Below are 18471 nucleotides of genomic sequence, written 5' to 3' on the forward strand. Positions count from 1 at the left end.
AATCGGCACGACAGGTCTGCCATTGCTGGCAGGCCCATAAAAAAATACGGCAAAAAGAGATACGCGAAAACGTATCTCTTTTTGTATTATTGATTGCCTTTTATACCGGCAGTATCAATGACTTTTTTCCAGCGAACCAGCTCTTCTTCCGTATACTTGCCCAGTGCTTCCGGCCCCATGAATTCTGCCGTTGCCCCCAATGTTTCAGCTTTTTCACGATACTCATCAGTTGCCATGATTTTTTCAATTTCACCCGCCAGCTTCTGAACAACCGCATCAGGCGTCCCTGCGGGCGCATACATGGCGAACCAAGAAGAAACCTGTAAATCAGGGTAACCCGCCTCTGCCGCTGTAGGTACTTCGGGTGCCGAATCCAGACGCTGGCTACCGGTTACAACCAGTGCCTTCAAAGCGCCTGATTTTATATGAGGTAACAAAGGAGGCGGCGTCGTAATGGTTAAATCCACTACTCCTCCTAGCAAATCAGCCAACGCCGGACCTGTTCCTTTATAAGGCACATGAGTGGTTTCAATATTCGCCATTTGATTCAGCTGTTCAGTAGCCACCTGCTGAAGCGAGCCATTACCTGAAGAGGCATAATTGAGTTTACCCGGATTCTTGATGGCATAATCAACAAACTCTTTCAGGTTATTAACCGGCAAGTCTTTCTTCACCACCAACACTTGTGGTGCTGAGAGCACATTGGCAACCGGTGCAAAAGATTTGACAGGATCCCAGCTGACCTTGTCAATATTCGGCGTAATTACTTGATAACCGGAATATTGCAATAATAAAGTATAACCATCCGGCTTAGCTCTTAAGACCTGTGAGGCAGCGATTCCACCTGATGCGCCCGGCTTGTTTTCCACGACCACCGATTGCCCTAACGCTTTGCTTAAAGGTTCGGCAATCATACGAGCGGCAAGGTCGGTAGTGCCACCAGGTGCTGCTGAAACGATCAGGGATACTGGACGATCTGGATAAGCCACTTCCTGGGCGTTAACGCTACTTCCCAGACCCGCCAACAGTATGGCATAGCACAATGGCTTTAATGTTGTGTGTTTTTTCACGGTTTGTCTCCATTAGATATTAAATTTTTAAACTGCAGTTACTACACCATCCGGTACCGGATGCAACGTTAAACGTGAGCCTGCTTTCAGGATCTGGCCGGGCACATCATGGCCAAGCAACTTGGGCAACCTGGCCGCCACCGCCAAAACCCCCTGCAAATCAACACCGGTATCCAGTCCCATCAATTCAAACATATGAACCATATCTTCCGTACATACATTGCCTGAGGCACCTGGTGCATAAGGGCACCCACCCAGCCCACCTAAAGAGGCGTCAAAACGATTTATGCCCACCGCTATCGCGGCATTGGCATTGGCCAGCGCCATACCGCGTGTATTATGAAAATGCGCGGTTAACTCAAGCTCGGAAAATTGCGACTTAACACGCTCAAACAACGCACTGACCTGCGTTGGATAGGCCATACCAGTGGTATCGCATAAAGTAATACCATGCACGCCCAACTCAGCAAAGCGATCTGCCCAGTGCAACACCTCATTTTGGGCCACCTCCCCTTCCATGGGGCAACCAAAAGAACAGGACAGGGAAATATTAATCGCTACTGGTGTGGATTTAACCTCTCCAATAATACCCGTCAGCTGTTCAAAAGAACGTTCACGCGTCATGCGCAAATTGGACTGATTATGCGTTTCACTAACGGACATCACCAAGTTGATTTCATCCACCCCGCATGACATGGCCCTTTCCGCGCCACGCAAATTGGGCACCAGAACGGTATACAACACATCGGGGTTGCGTCGAATACGGTGCATGACCTCTTCGGCATCACGCAATGCGGGAATGGCTTTGGGTGACGTAAATGACGTGACTTCTATTTTGGCATAGCCACATTCACTCAGTTGGTCCACTATGGCAATCTTTTCTTCGGTCGGGATAAACATGGCCTCGTTCTGAAACCCGTCACGACACGCCACTTCCTGCATATAAATTTTATTGCTCGTCATTGCTTTCGTCCCCACCTAAATGATTCCTTGTTCGCGCCATTGCTGCTGCATTTGTTCATCTATCCCCAATGCACTCAATACGCTTGCCGTATCCTGACCCAGCGTGGGTGCCCTGCGATGCACCTCGCCCGGTGTACCGCTTAATTTGGGCACAATACCCGGCAGGATAACTGGCGTGCCATCTTCAAGCTCACCTTGCAACAGCATTTCCCGCTCTTTATAATGCGGATCGTTAACAATATCAGCCACGTCATAAATTTTTCCGGCCGGGATACGTGACTCGTGCAGAGCCTGCAGCACGTCTTCCAAAGAATGCTGGGCCGCCCATTGTCCAATGACGCCATCAATATATTCAGCCTGTCTGGAACGCCCGTCGTTATGCGCAAATTCCGGGTCATTACTAATATCGTCACGCCCGATCAATGTCATGAGCCGTTTAAAAATACTGTCTCCGTTACCGGCAATCAAGGCATACTTGCCATCCGCGCAGCGATACGCATTGCTGGGAGTGATCCCTGGCAAACTGCTTCCCGCGGGTTGCCGGATTTCATTAAACACAGAATACTCGGCGACCATGCTTTCCATCATGTTGAACACGGACTCGTAAAGCGCCACGTCAATAACCTGCCCATCGCCCCCATTCTGGTCACGATGACGCAAAGCCAGCAAAACACCAATCACGCCATGCAAGGCAGACAGGGAGTCACCAATGGAAATACCCACCCGCACCGGTGGACGACCCGGCTCGCCACTCAGGTGCCGTAATCCCCCCATGGCCTCACCCACGACACCAAAGCCGGGAAGATCTTTATAGGGGCCGGTTTGTCCATAACCCGAGACCCGGAGCATAATCAGGTTTGGATTGATGGCCTTCAATTCTTCCCAACCCAGCCCCCATTTCTCAAGGGTTCCAGGACGGAAGTTTTCCACCAGCACATCCACCTCTTTAATTAAAAGGCGAATGACATCCTGCCCTTCTTTCTGGCGCAAATCCAGGGTAACCGACTGTTTGTTCCTGGACTGCGAGGCCCACCAGACCGATGTGCCTTCATGCAGCAAACGCCATTTCCGTAAGGGGTCACCGGTTTCCGGAGGCTCTATCTTTATGACCTCGGCGCCAAACTCGGCCAGCATTTTGCAGGCAAAAGGCCCGGCGATGAGTTGTCCCAGTTCAAGTACCTTGATGCCATCCAATGGTTTTTTCATTCTTGTTGCCTTTTATTGCTTTCAATATCCTCTATAATGAAAGCAAAATGGCACTTTGAAAATCAATTTTTTCTAAACCACCCTTTCCTGAAATTCAAGGCTCCGGCAAAGATTCATTATTTTGTCTTGCGTGCCGGGCTTGCTTCAGAAAAGCATACAAACGCTGGGTATCGGGGGTCAGGCTATGTTCATTACGTACCCCAATCCATAAAGTGCGCTCTGCCCAGCTGTCCAGCAGATCAACCGCATGCAGGCCGGTGCCCAGAATTTCGGGACGTACCGAGGCACGAGGCAAAAGCCCAATGCCCAAGCCGGCCTCTATCATGCGGCAAATGGCATCAAAACTGCTAACCTGCACCCGCAGGCGCAATGATTTTTCGGCTGCCAAGGCGGCTTCCTGCATGCGAACCAGTAAAGCGCTGCCATCAGACAAACCTACAAAACCCTCATGCAACACATCTTTGAAATAAACCGGTGACGAACCCCGCAACGCATGGGAAGAAGGTACCAGCAACACCAGCTGATCAAAGCGGTACAGGCTTTTCTGCACTTGTCCGCTGGGGATATTATCGGCAAAAATACCTATATCAATTTTTTCCTGGATTAATGCCGAAATAATCTCATGGCTCAACTTTTCTTCAAGGCTTAAGCGAATCGCCGGATTCTGGCTGGAAAACCGGGCCAAATCACCGGGTAAGAACTGAATCACCGCAGAGGTGTTGGCCCACATTCTGACCTGACCACGCAAGCCGGCGGCATAATCCCCCATATCGGCGGCCATGCGGTTAATCGTGCTAATAACCTGTTGCGCATGTTCCACTAGTGCCTGTCCGGCGGGCGTTAGCGCCACCCCTCTGGCTTGCCTGATGAAAAGTGTGCAGTTAAGCTGTTTCTCAAGCTCTGAAATACGCTTGCTGGCGGCCGATAAGGTAAGATGCGCCTCTTGGGCGGCCTTGGTCAGGCTTGAATGCTGGGCCGCCAGAAGAAAAACGCGTAAGGTATGCGGATCAAACCGGGATAAATTCAACGCTATACCGGTACTGTATTTTGAACGGATGGCCGTTGCGAGAACTGCGCATTCCAGGCATCAAGCTTGGGATAAAGTTTGCGCCAGTCAAAATGAGCAAAGCGAAAATCCAAATACCCCAACAAACAGGCCAGCCCAAACATGACAATATCCACGCGACCTTCCAGTGATTCGGCCTTGCCTTCAAAATAGTCCAACGTCGTACGGGATTTATCCATCTGGGCATCAACCCAAGCCAGCCATTGCAATTCAACAGGCCGGACACTTATTTCATAACGGGCAATCACCAAGGCACTTAAAGAGCTGTCCAGCGCGGTCAATTCAGACAAAATACCCCAACGGCTATCCTGGTTACCAAACAAGCTTCCATTCCCCTTGTCATTAAGATATTCACAAATCACCCGGCTATCAAAAAGTGCTTGCCCATCATCAGTAATCAGGGTAGGAACCTGTCCCAATGGATTAGAGACAATAAGCGACTGCAGACGGTTCACCGGATGTACCTGGACAGGTTCCTTTTCCAGCTGATCAAGCAAATCCAACTCTTGCGCCACCATCATCACTTTACGAACAAAAGGTGATGCTGCTGAATAATAAAGCTTCATTCATACTCTCCGAATAGATCTTGATAATTTCAAATTGCATTAGCTGTGATTGTAAGTGAATATACTGGCAGAATGATTTTCTTGTCTTAAAAACAAAAAGCGGCTGTATCAAAACAGTCACAGCTGATGAGCCCCCCCCCAACAAAACCAGGACTTTTTAATACCACGATATTTCATAAAAAAAACACCTGCTCACAAATGCGAAACAGGTGCTTTTTTATAACTGAGGCCTATGACTGGCAGCCGTTTACCGTACTGCCATTGGCGCCCTGCTATGCCTTAGTCAAATGGCTTGGCACGAGGTGTCAAATCACTGGAAGGTGGCAAGATAGGCATTTCAAACCTGGGCTGGTCACCGGTCAGGGTTTTCAGGAAGGCAACAATGTCTTCAATTTCATTATCTGTAAATTTGCGGCCCAACTGCAGGCGTCCCATGATATCCACTGCTTCAGTCAGCGTGTTGGCAGCACCATCGTGGAAGTACGGGTAGGTCAGTTCCACGTTACGCAAGGTAGGCACTTTAAACATCATACGCTCAACGTCGTTACCGGTCACACCGGCACGGCCGGCAGCTTCGTTATCAGTTACGTACGGTTCTATCAGGCCCATTTTCTGGAATGATGCACCGCCTAAGTTGGCACCATTATGGCAGGCAACACAACCGCTGTTTTTAAAGGTCAGGTAACCGCGCAATTCTTGGTCATTAATCGCGTTTTCTTCACCTTTCAACCAACGGTCAAAGGGTGCGTTGGGTGTCACCAGGGTTTCTTCAAATACGGCCAGTGCTTTGGTTACTTCATCAATAGTGATGGTATCTGAACCATATACCTGCTTGAACTCTTCTTTATATTGAGGAATGGATTCAAGGATATTCACCACCAAATCATGTGAAGAAGCCATTTCCATTGGGTTGGCAATCGGGCCACCGGCCTGTTCACGCAAGTCTGCCGCACGGCCGTCCCAGAACTGAACGAAGTTCAGGCTGGAGTTAAGCACGGTGGGCGAGTTGATAGGCCCTTCCTGCCAGTTGTGACCAATTGAGGTTGGCAGATTATCGCTGCCGCCCATGCCCAGATTGTGACAGGAGTTACAGGAAATAAATCCTGAACGCGACAAACGAGGATCAAAGAACAGTTTTTTACCCAGCTCAACTTCTGCAGGGTTATGACCGTTTGCTGGCTCGATGGCAACAATTAATTCGTTATTTGGTTTGTAGCGTTCTGTTTGGGCAGCTTCAGCCCCCTTTTCCTGTGCCATGGCAGAGGCACTTCCGGCCAGACACAGTACTGATGCAAGCGCATAGCTGGCAATGGATTTTTTCATTTTCACCATATCAACAACCTCTTTTAAAAATATAAGCACCTTTTTAAAAAAATTTCTAAAAGATACTTACTAATTTTCCCGTAATGAGTTTTTATAAATTCATTCAAAGCTTAAGACTATGATAACTTTAGAGGTAATAGCCAACCTTGTTATATATCAAACTTAATCACAATTAACTATTAACTTAATGCTTTAATAAATTGCATAAATTTGATTACATATTATACAAATAGCATTATTTATTAATATTTATAAAAGCTTTAATAAAAAAAACCGCATGACCTTTTTAAAGTGATGCGGTACGGATGTAAAGATGACCCAGACTGTAATTTTTTTAAAACAACAGCCTGTTTTATTATTGCTTGTCGACGCTAATGACCACACGGCGGTTAGGTGCCAGACAGTTGATAAGCTCTTGGCCACTGCCTGTACATTGCACAACAGGTTGTGTTTCACCCACACCATATGCCTGAATCAGGTTAGCCGGAATGCCCTGACTTACCAGGTAATTGCCAACCGTTTCTGCACGGGCTTGTGACAGGCGCATGTTATAAGCACTATTACCCAGTAAATCGGTATGACCGACGATAGAGATCCCTGTCATTTCCTTGGCATTACTTAAGCTTTGGGCAAGGTTATCAAGTTCCTGACGACCGGTAGTAATGGCGCTTAAGGTAGATTTGTCAAATTCAAACAAAGCATCTGCGCTAAGTGTGTATGACTCTTTGGCGCTGCCTGGAGGGCAACCGGCACCTTCACCTACGCTACGCCAGTAAAAACTGCGGGCAACGCTTTCTGAATCGAAAAGAATTTTGAACTGGCAAGTGGTTACATTGTTGACACCCACATCAGGGGTATGAAAATGGAACAGGTAATCCCATTCTTTTGCGCTAATGCCTTCACTAAAATGTGGCCGACCCAACAAATAATACAACTGGTCTTTTGTTACGCCAGAACGAACCTGCGTCAAATTATAAAAGTTGGGATAAGTACCCTGCTTGTTATTTAACGTAACGCTTTCTGCATTTGGCCAAACGGGATCTTCGGTAACACCGTCTGAACTGACGTTGCTAATGGATGAGCATCCGGCAAATGTTAATGCCATTAACGCAACAAACCCAAATTTTAGGCGGCGGCCAGAATTTGGTTTCTTCATTTTAGACTCCTCGAAAGATAATATCAGGCTGAATGTTACACCTTTTACAGAAACAGCACATTCATTTTGTGGCAATTTAATTCGGATAACAAGAAACAAACTAAAAATCCAAATTATTGTCTGTAAAATCAGATATTTATTGGAAAAAAAACCGCATATACCTGCACATTCAAGCATCGGTTTTAACACGAAACAGCAAATTATCGTCTTATTGTCCCCAGACAGGTAAACCAATAAGATCTTCTTGAAAAAACGCCCACTCAGGACTTAATCGGGAATCAGTCGTTTGCCCAGCATGACAACATCGCCTGTCTCATAACCCAGTTTTTCGTAAAAAACCAGTACCCGGCTATTATTGCTACGCACCAGCAACTGGATCTTGGGGCAGCCCCTTGCCATTAACAAATGCTCGGCTTCCTGCATAAGCGCCTGACCAATGCCCTGACCCTGGCTGGCCGGATCAACCGCCAGATAATACACCCAGCCGCGGTGTCCCTCGTAACCGACCATGGCCGAACCAACAACAGCTCCGTCTTTCTCGCCCACCAAAAACAACTCTGGCTGAGTGGTCAGTTTACGTTCAATGTCTTTTTGCGGATCATTCCATGGCCTGACCAAGCCGCATTCCTGCCATAAACGGATGACGGCATCGTTATCTTTCTGTACAAATGACCTGATTTTCATGATTGATCGGACCTGCTCATCCGGATGGCATCAGCCCAGCAGTTGGGCGTTTCATACAGGCGCACCCGATGCAGGACCAGCTCTTTGCCATAGCGTTGCTCAAATGCCGGGGCCAGCACATCAAAAGCCAGTTGCGCCAGGTTTTCTGCCGTTGGCACTTTACGGGTGACAACCGTTTTATGACCGGGCATTGATTTAAGAAATTCCAGTACCGCGGTATCACTTTGGCAAACCAGAAAAGCATGGTCCCACGGCCCCACAATCTGTTCATGGGCAATCGCCTTAATATCGGAAAAATCAAGCACCATCCCGTTATCAGACTGCCCGGGGGTATCATGCACTTCACCCTCAAGGGTAATTTCCAGCACATAACGGTGCCCGTGCAAATTGCGGCACTGACTGCGATGGTCGGGAATACGGTGACCCGCGTCAAATTCCATTTTTCGTGTAATGCGTATCATTAACCGGCCTCGCCCTGCTGTGTTTCCATGAATGTTTCGTATCCTTTTGCCCTAAGCTCACAGGCCGGGCAGGTGCCACAGCCATAACCCCAGTCAAAACGCCGGTTGCGCTCGCCCAAATAACAGGTGTGACTGTCTTCGCGGGTAATATCCAGCAAAGCGAGCCCCCCAAGATCGCTGGCTAGTTGCCAGGTTTGAGCCTTGTCCAGCCACATTAAGGGAGTTTCTATCCTGAATTGCTGCTCCATGCCCAGGTTAAGGGCCAGTTGAAGTGCCTGCATGGTATTGCTGCGACAATCCGGATAACCGGAATAATCGGTTTCACACACACCGGTAACCAATACGCCCAGGTTGCGACGATAGGCCAGGGTGGCGGCAAAGGTCAAAAAGAGCAGGTTGCGGCCGGGCACAAAGGTATTAGGCAAGCCACTTTGCGCAAACTGTATTTCGGTTTCACTGGTTAAGGCGCAATCTGAAATTTGCCCCAGCAAACCCAAGTCCAGCAAATGGTCTTGCCCCAGTTTTTTATCCCATTGGGGAAACTGCTGGCGAATTTGCGCGATAACATTTTGCCGGCATTCCAGCTCGACATGATGACGCTGGCCATAATCGAAGCCCAGTGTTTCTACCCGGTTGAATCGGTTTAATGCCCAGGCCAGGCATGCCGTTGAATCCTGGCCACCGGAAAAAAGTACCAGAGCATTGCTTACCACTATCGTATTCCTATCATTTTATGGGTTTGTGTACTTAGCCGCCAGCGGGGATGTTCAAGGCAATAAGCAATGGCCTGTTCCGTATTGGCGCGTTGCAACGGATTATCCATGGGCTGAAGCCAGAATTGCTGAAAATCAAGGTGCTCGAATTGAGAGGGATTAATACCCGCCTGCGGGTGCACCAGCTTGAGTTCGTTACCCCAGGTCTGGACCAGTGTTGTGCCTGCCTTGGGGCTGACGCAGATCCAGTCTATGCCTTCAGGGACCGGCAGGGTGCCGTTGGTTTCCAGTGCAATGTCAAACCCCTGTTCGTGAACCGCTGCTATCAGGGCATCATCCACTTGCAACAGAGGCTCTCCCCCTGTAAAAACCACGAACCGGTTTTCGGTGCCCGGGCCCCAAACCCTGGCCAGCAATGCTGCCAATGCCTGGGCCGAGGCGTATTTACCGCCATCGGTGCCATTGGTACCAACAAAATCGGTATCACAGAAAGTGCATTGCGCACTGGCACGATCCTGTTCACGGCCCGACCACAAATTACAACCGGAAAACCGGCAAAATACGGCAGTGCGTCCGGCCTGCGAGCCCTCACCCTGCAATGTCTTGAATATTTCCTTGACTGAATAAACCACGCCAGCATCTACTTGAATTGATAATACCGTATTCTAACTTGCCTGCGCTCTTGTATTGATTTTAATCACCTCCTCTCTTACAACAAAACATTACAATTGTATAAAAATACTGTCATTTTCATATCGTATAGTTGTACAGTCATACGGTGAAACTAAACATCCTGCAATTCCCTTTACGTTATTTACCCCAGGAGGACTACCATGTCTACCATGAAAGCTGCTGTTTTTGTTGCCCCCGGCCGTATCGAAATCCAGGAAAAGCCCATCCCGTCTGTTGGCCCCAACGACGCACTGCTGCGTATTACCACCACCACCATTTGCGGTACCGACATTCATATCCTGAAAGGTGAATACCCGGTTGCTCCCGGCTTGACCGTTGGTCACGAACCGGTAGGCATCATTGAAAAACTGGGCAGTAACGTCACCGGCTACCAGGAAGGCCAGCGGGTCATTGCCGGCGCCATTTGTCCCAGCTTTACCTCTTACGCCTGCCAGGATGGTTTTCCTTCCCAGGATGGCGGCTATCTCACTGCCAATGGCACTTGCGCCTGCCATGGTTACAAGGCAACCGGTGGCTGGCGTTTTGGCAACATTATTGATGGTACCCAGGCAGAATATGTGCTGGTTCCCGATGCCCAGGCCAACCTGGCGCCCGTCCCCGATGCGCTAACTGATGAACAGGTGCTCATGTGCCCCGACATCATGTCTACCGGCTTTGTGGGTGCCGAAAATGGCAATATCAAAATTGGTGACACCGTGGTTATCTTCGCCCAGGGGCCCATTGGCCTGTGTGCCACAGCCGGCGCCAAACTGCGCGGTGCCGCCACCATTATTGCGGTAGATGGCGTAGACGAACGTCTGGAAATTTCCCGCCAAATGGGTGCCGATGTGACCCTGAACTTCAAAAAAGTGGATGTGGTTGACGAAATCATGAAACTCACAGCCGGTCGCGGGGTAGATGTCAGCATAGAGGCCCTGGGTACCCAAACCACGTTTGAACAGGCCCTGCGCGTATTGAAACCGGGTGGCACCCTGTCCAGCCTGGGCGTCTACTCGGAAGACCTGACCATTCCGGTCAATGCTTTTGCAGCAGGCCTGGGCGATCACAAAATCGTTACCGCCCTGTGTCCCGGTGGCAAGGAAAGGATGCGTCGCCTGCTTAAAATCGTTGAAACAGGCCGCGTCAACCTTGAAGCACTGGTTACCCACGAATACAAACTGGACGACATTGTCGAGGCTTACGATCTTTTTGCCAACCAGCTTGATGGCGTACTCAAGATCGCCATCAAGCCATAATCATTTTTTTCTTTAAGGTAACATAAAAGCAGCCGGACAATACCCGGCTGCTTTTATACCTTTATAATTGCTTGTATTTAAGGAAAAAAATGGCTGCCGATCTTGACCATATCCAGCAAAAGCTCAGGCAATTTGCCCATGAGCGGCAATGGGACAACTATCACTCCCCCAAAAATATTGCCATGGCACTAACCGTAGAGGCTGCCGAATTGCAGGAAATTTTCCAATGGATGACAGAAGAAGAGTCCCTGCATCTTAATACCCATAAATTGCAGGCGGTAAAGCACGAAATAGCCGATGTTTTCCTGTATTTATTAACAATTAGCCGTGTACTGGATATTGATATCCTAGAGGCTGCGGCAGAAAAGCTGGCGCTTAATGAGATTAAATACCCACTGGACAAAGCGCGGGGTAACGCAAAAAAATACACCGAACTTTAAAAAGCAAAAGGAATCCAACATGCAGGGCGTTGTTTATCTGGCCAACCTGTTAAGCCAGGAATCCATTCCTGATGGCGATAATATTGAGTTGCACAATGTTTTCCGTCAAGATATCGTCCTTGAACTTCAGGCCCGCCATTGGCCTGCCCTGTTCTGGTGGGCCCTGTTTGACGATACCCATATTAGCACTGCCCGTACCGGCAATGACCCCGAAAAAGTTTATCCCTATCTAAGCGCGCCAACCACCGAAGCACTCAGGCACTGGGCCCACCGACTGGAGGCGCTTGAAAAAATCCTGCCCGAACCGTGGCAACCCATCCTGAACGCCTTTGATGTTTTCCTGCAAGAAAAGATGAGCGGGGCTTTTATGATTTTGCGCACCACCTATTTGCCTGACATTGAAAGTGCCTCGGGCGATGACTGGCGTTTCATGCTACGAAGTCGTGCCCGCGACTGGCAAAAGCTCAAAGAAGGCATGCCGCTGGATAAACTGGGTGCCGACAGCGATCTGAAATTTGAAATTACCGGCCTTCTGGAAGAACTGCAGGCCCCCAATATTGACCCTTTCATGGTATTGAGCGGACGCGCTGAAAACATCTGGCCCTTGCCAGCGCTGGAATCCGCCATCAAGGCCCGTCAACAGCAGTTACTGGAAACACTAAGGTCCCAGGCCAACGAAACCCCCGCACCCGATGCCGCTTCGGCCAGCGCCCATGAAGCCCCGGCAGAAGAACTGGACAGCCCCGATCCTGTTAGCGACATTCCAGACCAGGTCCCCGACACAAGCGGCCCCAAAAACAATGTCTCGGTATTCCGGTTTATTGTTATTTTGCTCATTATTTTTGCCGCCTATTTTGCGCTAACCTGATGGCATTTATGGTCAATGCGCAAGTCTTAGTATCCCGCTTCCCGTGACACAATGCCGCCAATTTCCCGGCCATTTTCAAGATTGACTATTTTCTGGTTAATCTGTGCCAAAGCAAGCGGGTCATTGGTGGGACCTGAAACATGCGGTGTCACGATAATGTTGGGGTGCCCCCAGAAAGGATGTCCATGGGGCAAGGGTTCGGTACTGAAAACATCCAGGACCGCCTTGCCGATATGCCCCGATTTCATCAGTTCAAGCAGGTCTTCTTCATTCAGGTGCTCGCCACGGCCAATATTGATAAGACTGGCCGGTGCCCGTAATTGAGCCAGGGTTTGCCGGTTAAGGATTCCGTGGGTTTGCTGCGTTAGTGGCAAAACGTTAATTAAAACCTGCGTATTTTGCAAAAAAGCAGACAAACCTGTTTCACCCGCGTAAGTATGAACATCCTGCAGTTTTCGCTCGGTACGTGACCAGCCATGCACCGTATATCCCAGCCCGGCCAGGGCTTGCGCAATTTTTTGTCCAATCACCCCCAGCCCCATTACCCCAACGGCCACTTGGCTGGCTGCCAGCTCTGGCAAGGGTTTCCATTGCTGTTGTTGTTGAAAACGGGCATATTGATCAAACGGACGGGTTATTTTTGACAGGTAATGAATGACATATTCCAGCATTTTATCGGCCAGGCCCGCGTCTTCAAGCCTGACAATCTGGATGTTTGCCGGCAAGCCGGCTTGCTGCAAAATGGCATCAACCCCCGCCCCCATATTGAACAGATACTTAAGGCCTGGATAACTGGCAAACAATGAAGCGGGCGGCCTCCAGACAATGGCCTTGCTAACGGCCACATCGGGTTGACGCATGCCAGGCTCATACACAAAAGCATGCCAATGGGGGTAGTTTTCCTTGATGATTTTTAACCAGTTATTGGCATATTCACGGGATTCAGAAGCCAGAATAATGTTCAATGCATGCCCTTTAAATTCGTGTTGATTATTTACCCAGATATTTTTCTGTTAGTCTGACCCAAAATGAAGCCCCTATACCCAGCAAGTTGTCATTGAAGTCATAACTGGGGTTATGCAGCAGGCAAGGGCCCAGGCCGTGATCGGGTTGCCGGTGGGAGCCATCTCCGTTACCCAGGAATACATAACTGCCCGGCCTTTGCTGCAACATGAAGGAAAAATCCTCAGAGGGCATGACCGGCTCATGTTCAAACACATATTCAGCGCTTTTCTCTTCTCCATGCAAGGCACGCATTACCTGGGCACACAATTCAGTTTCTGCCTCTGTGTTGACCAATGCCGGATAACGCCGCTCGAAGATGACTTCGCTGGTGCAGGAAAACGCACTGGCAATTTGTGCTGCCAGCTGGTTCATGCGAGCTTCGACCAGGTCGACCACTTCATCGGAAAAGGCACGCACGGCCCCGCCAATCCAGCCATGGTCGGGAATCACATTGCTTGCCGTACCGGCATGAATTTGGGTAATAGACAGCACGGCAGCATCAATGGGACGAATATTGCGTGATACCACCGTTTGCAATGCCTGCACCAGTTGGGCAATCACCGGAACCGGATCGGCGCTGTCTTGCGGTGCGGCGGCATGCCCGCCTTTACCCCGTATATTGATGCGAAAAATATTGCTGGACGCCATTAAAGGACCGGTGCGATACGCAAAACTGCCTTCAGGCATGCCGGGCCAGTTATGCAGGCCAAACACGGCATCACAGGGAAAGCGCTCAAACAGACCGTCTTCTATCATGGCTTTGGCGCCGGCACCGCCTTCTTCAGCGGGCTGGAAAATAAACCGTACCGTGCCGTCAAAGTTACGATTCTCGCTTAAATGTTTTGCGGCCGCCAGCAAAATGGCGGTATGCCCGTCATGACCACAGCCATGCATTTTTCCGTCATGGCGTGAACGGTGCTCAAAATTATTTTCTTCCTGCATGGGCAAGGCGTCCATATCCGCCCGCAAACCGATGGTTTTGTTGGACGAGCCCGCCTTGATACTACCCACCACACCGGTTTTACCGATACCCGTTATACATTCTATGCCCCATTCTGTTAGTTTTTGTTCTACCAGAGCAGAGGTACGATGCTCTTCATAACACAGTTCGGGATGTGCATGGATGTCTCGCCGAATAGCGACTATTTCATCAATGCCGGTAAACTTGATCATAAAAATTTCCGGTGATTTGTGACCGGACAATCATAATCGTGTTTGGTAAAAATGTCACCTAGGGAAAGCCGCAGCAGCCCTTTGCAAACGGTCATTCACCGCTTCCCAGCGCTGGTCTTCGGGCAAGGACTGAATACAGATACGCTGATACCCCAGCTGGTCTACCCGACGCAAAAAAGCGTATAAATCATGAGCATATTGCACCGGTTCATTGGACACTTCGAACCAGTCTATCCCTTCGGTGTGAGGCTGCTGGCCGGCGTCAAACACACAAACCGCCCATTTTTTCCCAGCGGGCACCCGGTGTTGCAGCTTGCCTGCTGCCAATTCCTGGGCGCTGACCAGCATTAAGGGCGTACGTGGCGCATAATGCGCTTTAAGCGTACCCGAGGCACGTGGTGCATGGCTGTCTGGCAGTTTTGGGGCATAACCCAGTACCTGGCCAATCTGGCTGGCACTGACATGGCCGGGACGCAGCAAAACCGCCCCAACCCCCTGCCCAATACGGGACAGGTCAACAATGGTGGATTCAATACCGATATTGGCTGCCCCCCCTTCAAGGACCGGCATACCCTTGGCCACTTCTTCGGGAAATTCGCTTATAACATGCTCTGCCAAGGTAGGTGATACCTGGCCAAACTTATTGGCCGAAGGCGCGGCAACGCCCCCTTGCCCGGAAGGCTTGAGCCGGGCAAACTGCCGCAGCAGGGCCTGGGCCACGGGATGGGACGGGCAACGAATGCCCACACTGCTCTGGCCACCACTGACCGTATCGGGAATATGGCTGGCCCGTTGCAGGATAAGCGTTAGCGGACCGGGCCAGAATGCCTTGATCAACTGATGAGCTTCTTCGGGAATATCGGTAGCCCAGTAAGACAAATCGGCATCAGGGGCCACATGCACGATGACCGGATGATTGGAAGGCCGGCCCTTGGCCTGGTAAATTTTGGCGACCGCCTGCGGATTTTCGGCATCAGCCCCCAGACCGTAAACCGTTTCAGTAGGAAAGGCCACCAGCTCTCCATGTACCAGGCGAGTGGCTGCCCTGAGAATTTCCTGCTCCTGGTCTGCCTGCATTTACAGTACCTGACTTAGATTAAGGATTTCACTGACCTTGCGGGCATGCGCAAGTGCGGTATCGAAATTTTCATGAACCACATTTACATGACCCATTTTACGGCCCTTGCGGGCATCGCTTTTGCCATACAGGTGCAAGGACACGCCCGGCAAAACCAGCACCTTGTCCCAGGCCGGTTCGGCAAAGGCCCCGGTTTCGGGGTGGAACCAGCTGTCGCCCAAAATGTTAAGCATGATCGCTGGCGCCCGTAATTGGGTAGAACCCAGTGGCATGCCTGCCATCACGCGCACCTGCTGCTCGAACTGGCTGCTGGCACAGGCATTCATGGTGTAATGACCACTGTTATGCGGGCGTGGCGCCACTTCATTGGCAATCAGGCGGTTATCGTCAAGAATAAAAAACTCAATGCACAACACGCCAAAATAATTCAGGCCTTCGGCAATTTTAATAGCCGCCTGTTTAGCCTGTTGCTGGATATTTTCAGGAATAAGGCCGGGATGCACCACGGTGGTGGCCAGAATACCATTGACATGGGTATTTTGGCCAATCGGGAAAACCGCCACTTCGCCATTGAAACCACGCGCCATCACCACCGAAATCTCTTCTTTCAGGGGCAGCATGGCCTCTAGCACGCAAGGCACCTTGCCAAACGACTCAAAAGCGATCAGCGCTTCTTGTACATTGGCAACGCGCGCCTGTCCCTTACCGTCATACCCCAGTCGTGCCGCCTTAAGGATGCCCGGAAACAGGTGTTGCCCGGCGTTTTCCAGATCGGCAGCCGAACGGACTTCGGCATAAGGCGCGACCGGAATGCCCTGCGCCGCAATAAAGGCTTTTTCAGCAATACGGTCTTGTACCACTGCCACGGCCGCCGCACCGGGACTCACCCGGCAATTGGCCGATAACTGTTTAAGGCTGGTAGCAGGCACGTTTTCGAACTCGGTTGTAACCACCCGCGTAAGGGCAGCCAATTCATCCAGCCCTTTTACATCATCATAGGCTGCGTATACCTGTTTTTCGGCAACCGTCCCGGCAGGACTGTCCTGGGCGGGATCAAGTACCACCACTTTATACCCCATGCTTTGCGCCGCATGGCAAAACATGCGGCCCAGTTGCCCACCACCCAGCATGCCAAGCCACTGGCCGGGATAAACAACAGCAGAAGTCAATACAGTATTATTCATAAGAGATAAAAATTTTGATTTACAAAAACACTAAGCCGAAGGTGGCAAGGTCATGGCACGCGCGGCTGCCGTTTGTTTTTCACGAAAGGCCAGCAATTTCTCACGCAACGCGGGGTTGGTCATGGCCAGTGTTGCAATGGCATGCAGGGCCGCATTGGCTGCCCCCGCCTCGCCAATGGCAAACGTGGCCACCGGCACGCCTTTGGGCATTTGTACAATGGAAAGCAAAGAGTCTTCACCCTTCAGGTAACGGGAAGGTACCGGCACACCAAACACTGGCACTTCGGTTAAGGCGGCCATCATGCCAGGCAGGTGGGCAGCGCCCCCGGCACCGGCAATAATGGCGCGAATGCCGTCATTGTAAGCGCGGGCACCGTAAGCCACCATATCGTGCGGCATGCGATGGGCTGAAATGACCTGCGCCTGGAAGGGCACACCAAACTCTTCAAGTATCCGGGTTGCGTTTTGCATGACATCCCAGTCACTGGAAGAGCCCATAATAACGCCCACAACCGGTTTGATATTGTCGCTCATGATATTCCTTTTCTTATGCCAGCAGGCGGTCTACCGCCTCACGGTATTTGGCGGCTGTTTTTTCAAGTACGTCTTGTGGCAGGCGGGGAGCCGGCGCGGTTTTATCCCAAGGCTGGGTTTCAAGCCAGTCTCGCACAAACTGCTTGTCGAATGAAGGAGGGTTGACCCCTTCCTGGTAGCTGTCTGCTGGCCAGAAGCGGGAAGAATCCGGTGTAAGCACTTCATCCATTAAATACAACTGGTTATTTTCATCCAAACCAAACTCAAATTTGGTGTCGGCAATAATAATACCTTTTTTCGCAGCAAAACTGGCCGCTTCCGCATACAGTTTCAAGGTGATGTCACGAATTCTCTCGGCCATTTCCTGACCCACTTCCTTCACCACATGGGAAAAATCCACGTTCTCGTCGTGTGAACCGAACTCGGCCTTGGCAGCTGGCGTAAAAAGAGGTTCTGGCAGTTTACTGGCCAGTTTCAGGCCTGCCGGCAACTTCACACCGCAAACCGTACCGGTTTCCTGATAATCCTTCCAGCCGGAACCAATAAGATAACCACGGGCAACCGCTTCAACCAACACCGGCTTAAGACGTTTGACAACGACAGCACGGCCTGTGATTTGCTCAATCTCATCGGGGGCCACCACCGCTTCGGGCTTCACATGGGTAGAGTGATTGGGAATAATGTGCGCCAGTTTTTTCAGCCAGAACTCGGTAAGTTCGGTAAGCACCTTACCTTTGCCGGGAATCGGGTCGTCAAGGATGACGTCGAAAGCAGAGATGCGGTCGCTGGCAATAATAAGCAGCTTGTCATCACCCACGGCATACATGTCGCGTACTTTACCGCGTGCCAGCAAGGGTAATGATTGGATGGTTGATTGATGAAGTGCGGTAGCCACTTGTAACCCTTAAGTTTTCGGTTGGAATGGGATATTTGCGCCATGGTGAAAACCATAACGGATCAAACCCCATATTTTAACGCGTTACATTAATAATCCCGCCCCAAATGAATGCAAGGCGGGATTTTTAATACCGGTATTTTCTTTTTATGCAAACC

Annotated in this window: 20 protein-coding genes; 3 read left to right on the forward strand and 17 right to left on the reverse strand. The window is 50.3% G+C overall.

The annotated features are described in order from the left end of the window. Positions 1-86 precede the first annotated feature (86 nt). From JHL22_RS03660 to queE, 11 genes are all read right to left on the reverse strand, one after another. A complete protein-coding gene (locus JHL22_RS03660) occupies positions 87-1070 on the reverse strand; it encodes a Bug family tripartite tricarboxylate transporter substrate binding protein (RefSeq protein ID WP_200233924.1) in 984 nt (327 codons plus the stop codon). A 27-nt stretch (positions 1071-1097) separates the two neighbouring features. Next, positions 1098-2033, reverse strand: a complete 936-nt coding sequence (locus JHL22_RS03665; RefSeq protein ID WP_200233925.1) for a hydroxymethylglutaryl-CoA lyase — start codon at positions 2031-2033, stop codon at positions 1098-1100. 15 nt (positions 2034-2048) lie between these two features. After that, positions 2049-3239: a CaiB/BaiF CoA transferase family protein gene (locus JHL22_RS03670; RefSeq protein WP_200233926.1), complete on the reverse strand. Its 1191-nt coding sequence runs from the start codon at positions 3237-3239 to the stop codon at positions 2049-2051. 94 nt (positions 3240-3333) lie between these two features. Continuing rightward, positions 3334-4266, reverse strand: a complete 933-nt coding sequence (locus JHL22_RS03675; RefSeq protein WP_200233927.1) for a LysR family transcriptional regulator — start codon at positions 4264-4266, stop codon at positions 3334-3336. 2 nt (positions 4267-4268) lie between these two features. Beyond that, a complete protein-coding gene (locus JHL22_RS03680) occupies positions 4269-4871 on the reverse strand; it encodes a glutathione S-transferase (RefSeq protein WP_200233928.1) in 603 nt (200 codons plus the stop codon). 279 nt (positions 4872-5150) lie between these two features. Further along, positions 5151-6194: a cytochrome-c peroxidase gene (locus JHL22_RS03685; RefSeq protein ID WP_407926758.1), complete on the reverse strand. Its 1044-nt coding sequence runs from the start codon at positions 6192-6194 to the stop codon at positions 5151-5153. A 355-nt stretch (positions 6195-6549) separates the two neighbouring features. Then, entirely contained in the window at positions 6550-7350 is an 801-nt protein-coding gene (locus JHL22_RS03690; RefSeq protein ID WP_200233929.1) for an OmpA family protein, read from the reverse strand. 267 nt (positions 7351-7617) lie between these two features. After that, positions 7618-8034, reverse strand: coding sequence for a GNAT family acetyltransferase (locus tag JHL22_RS03695; RefSeq protein ID WP_200233930.1), 417 nt, complete (start codon positions 8032-8034; stop codon positions 7618-7620). Further along, positions 8031-8495, reverse strand: a complete 465-nt coding sequence (gene queD / locus JHL22_RS03700) for a 6-carboxytetrahydropterin synthase QueD (RefSeq protein WP_200233935.1) — start codon at positions 8493-8495, stop codon at positions 8031-8033. The genes JHL22_RS03695 and queD overlap by 4 nt, the downstream gene beginning before the upstream one ends. Beyond that, positions 8495-9208: a 7-cyano-7-deazaguanine synthase QueC gene (gene queC, locus JHL22_RS03705; protein WP_329610628.1), complete on the reverse strand. Its 714-nt coding sequence runs from the start codon at positions 9206-9208 to the stop codon at positions 8495-8497. The genes queD and queC overlap by 1 nt, the downstream gene beginning before the upstream one ends. Continuing rightward, complete coding sequence (gene queE / locus JHL22_RS03710) at positions 9208-9840, reverse strand: 7-carboxy-7-deazaguanine synthase (protein WP_200233937.1); 633 nt, start codon at positions 9838-9840, stop codon at positions 9208-9210. Before queE ends, queC begins: the two co-directional genes overlap by 1 nt. Positions 9841-10041: 201 nt before the next feature. On the opposite strand from queE, the gene JHL22_RS03715 reads away from it, so the two are divergent. The 3 genes from JHL22_RS03715 to JHL22_RS03725 all read left to right on the forward strand — a co-directional run bounded on the left by JHL22_RS03715 (position 10042) and on the right by JHL22_RS03725 (position 12444). Then, positions 10042-11136, forward strand: a complete 1095-nt coding sequence (locus tag JHL22_RS03715; RefSeq protein ID WP_200233939.1) for an NAD(P)-dependent alcohol dehydrogenase — start codon at positions 10042-10044, stop codon at positions 11134-11136. Positions 11137-11225: 89 nt separating this feature from the next. Then, on the forward strand, positions 11226-11576 hold the full coding sequence (locus JHL22_RS03720) for a nucleotide pyrophosphohydrolase (RefSeq protein ID WP_200233941.1): 351 nt from the start codon (positions 11226-11228) through the stop codon (positions 11574-11576). Positions 11577-11595: 19 nt separating this feature from the next. Continuing rightward, complete coding sequence (locus JHL22_RS03725; protein ID WP_200233943.1) at positions 11596-12444, forward strand: hypothetical protein; 849 nt, start codon at positions 11596-11598, stop codon at positions 12442-12444. A 26-nt stretch (positions 12445-12470) separates the two neighbouring features. Here JHL22_RS03725 and JHL22_RS03730 read toward each other — a convergent pair whose 3' ends face one another. Genes JHL22_RS03730 through JHL22_RS03755 form a run of 6 tightly spaced genes read right to left on the reverse strand, consistent with a single transcriptional unit; the run spans position 12471 to position 18313 of the window. Beyond that, on the reverse strand, positions 12471-13409 hold the full coding sequence (locus tag JHL22_RS03730) for a 2-hydroxyacid dehydrogenase (protein WP_200233945.1): 939 nt from the start codon (positions 13407-13409) through the stop codon (positions 12471-12473). Positions 13410-13434: 25 nt separating this feature from the next. Beyond that, positions 13435-14622: a M20 aminoacylase family protein gene (locus JHL22_RS03735; protein WP_200233947.1), complete on the reverse strand. Its 1188-nt coding sequence runs from the start codon at positions 14620-14622 to the stop codon at positions 13435-13437. Positions 14623-14676: 54 nt separating this feature from the next. Next, complete coding sequence (locus JHL22_RS03740; RefSeq protein ID WP_200233950.1) at positions 14677-15699, reverse strand: L-threonylcarbamoyladenylate synthase; 1023 nt, start codon at positions 15697-15699, stop codon at positions 14677-14679. After that, entirely contained in the window at positions 15700-16884 is a 1185-nt protein-coding gene (locus tag JHL22_RS03745) for a 5-(carboxyamino)imidazole ribonucleotide synthase (protein WP_200233951.1), read from the reverse strand. A gap of 30 nt (positions 16885-16914) precedes the next feature. Then, positions 16915-17418: a 5-(carboxyamino)imidazole ribonucleotide mutase gene (gene purE / locus JHL22_RS03750; RefSeq protein WP_200233953.1), complete on the reverse strand. Its 504-nt coding sequence runs from the start codon at positions 17416-17418 to the stop codon at positions 16915-16917. A 13-nt stretch (positions 17419-17431) separates the two neighbouring features. Further along, entirely contained in the window at positions 17432-18313 is an 882-nt protein-coding gene (locus tag JHL22_RS03755; RefSeq protein ID WP_200233954.1) for a phosphoribosylaminoimidazolesuccinocarboxamide synthase, read from the reverse strand. Between the last annotated feature and the right edge of the window lie 158 nt (positions 18314-18471).

Source organism: Advenella mandrilli, assembly GCF_016595155.1.
In the GTDB taxonomy this organism is placed as follows: domain Bacteria; phylum Pseudomonadota; class Gammaproteobacteria; order Burkholderiales; family Burkholderiaceae_B; genus Advenella; species Advenella mandrilli.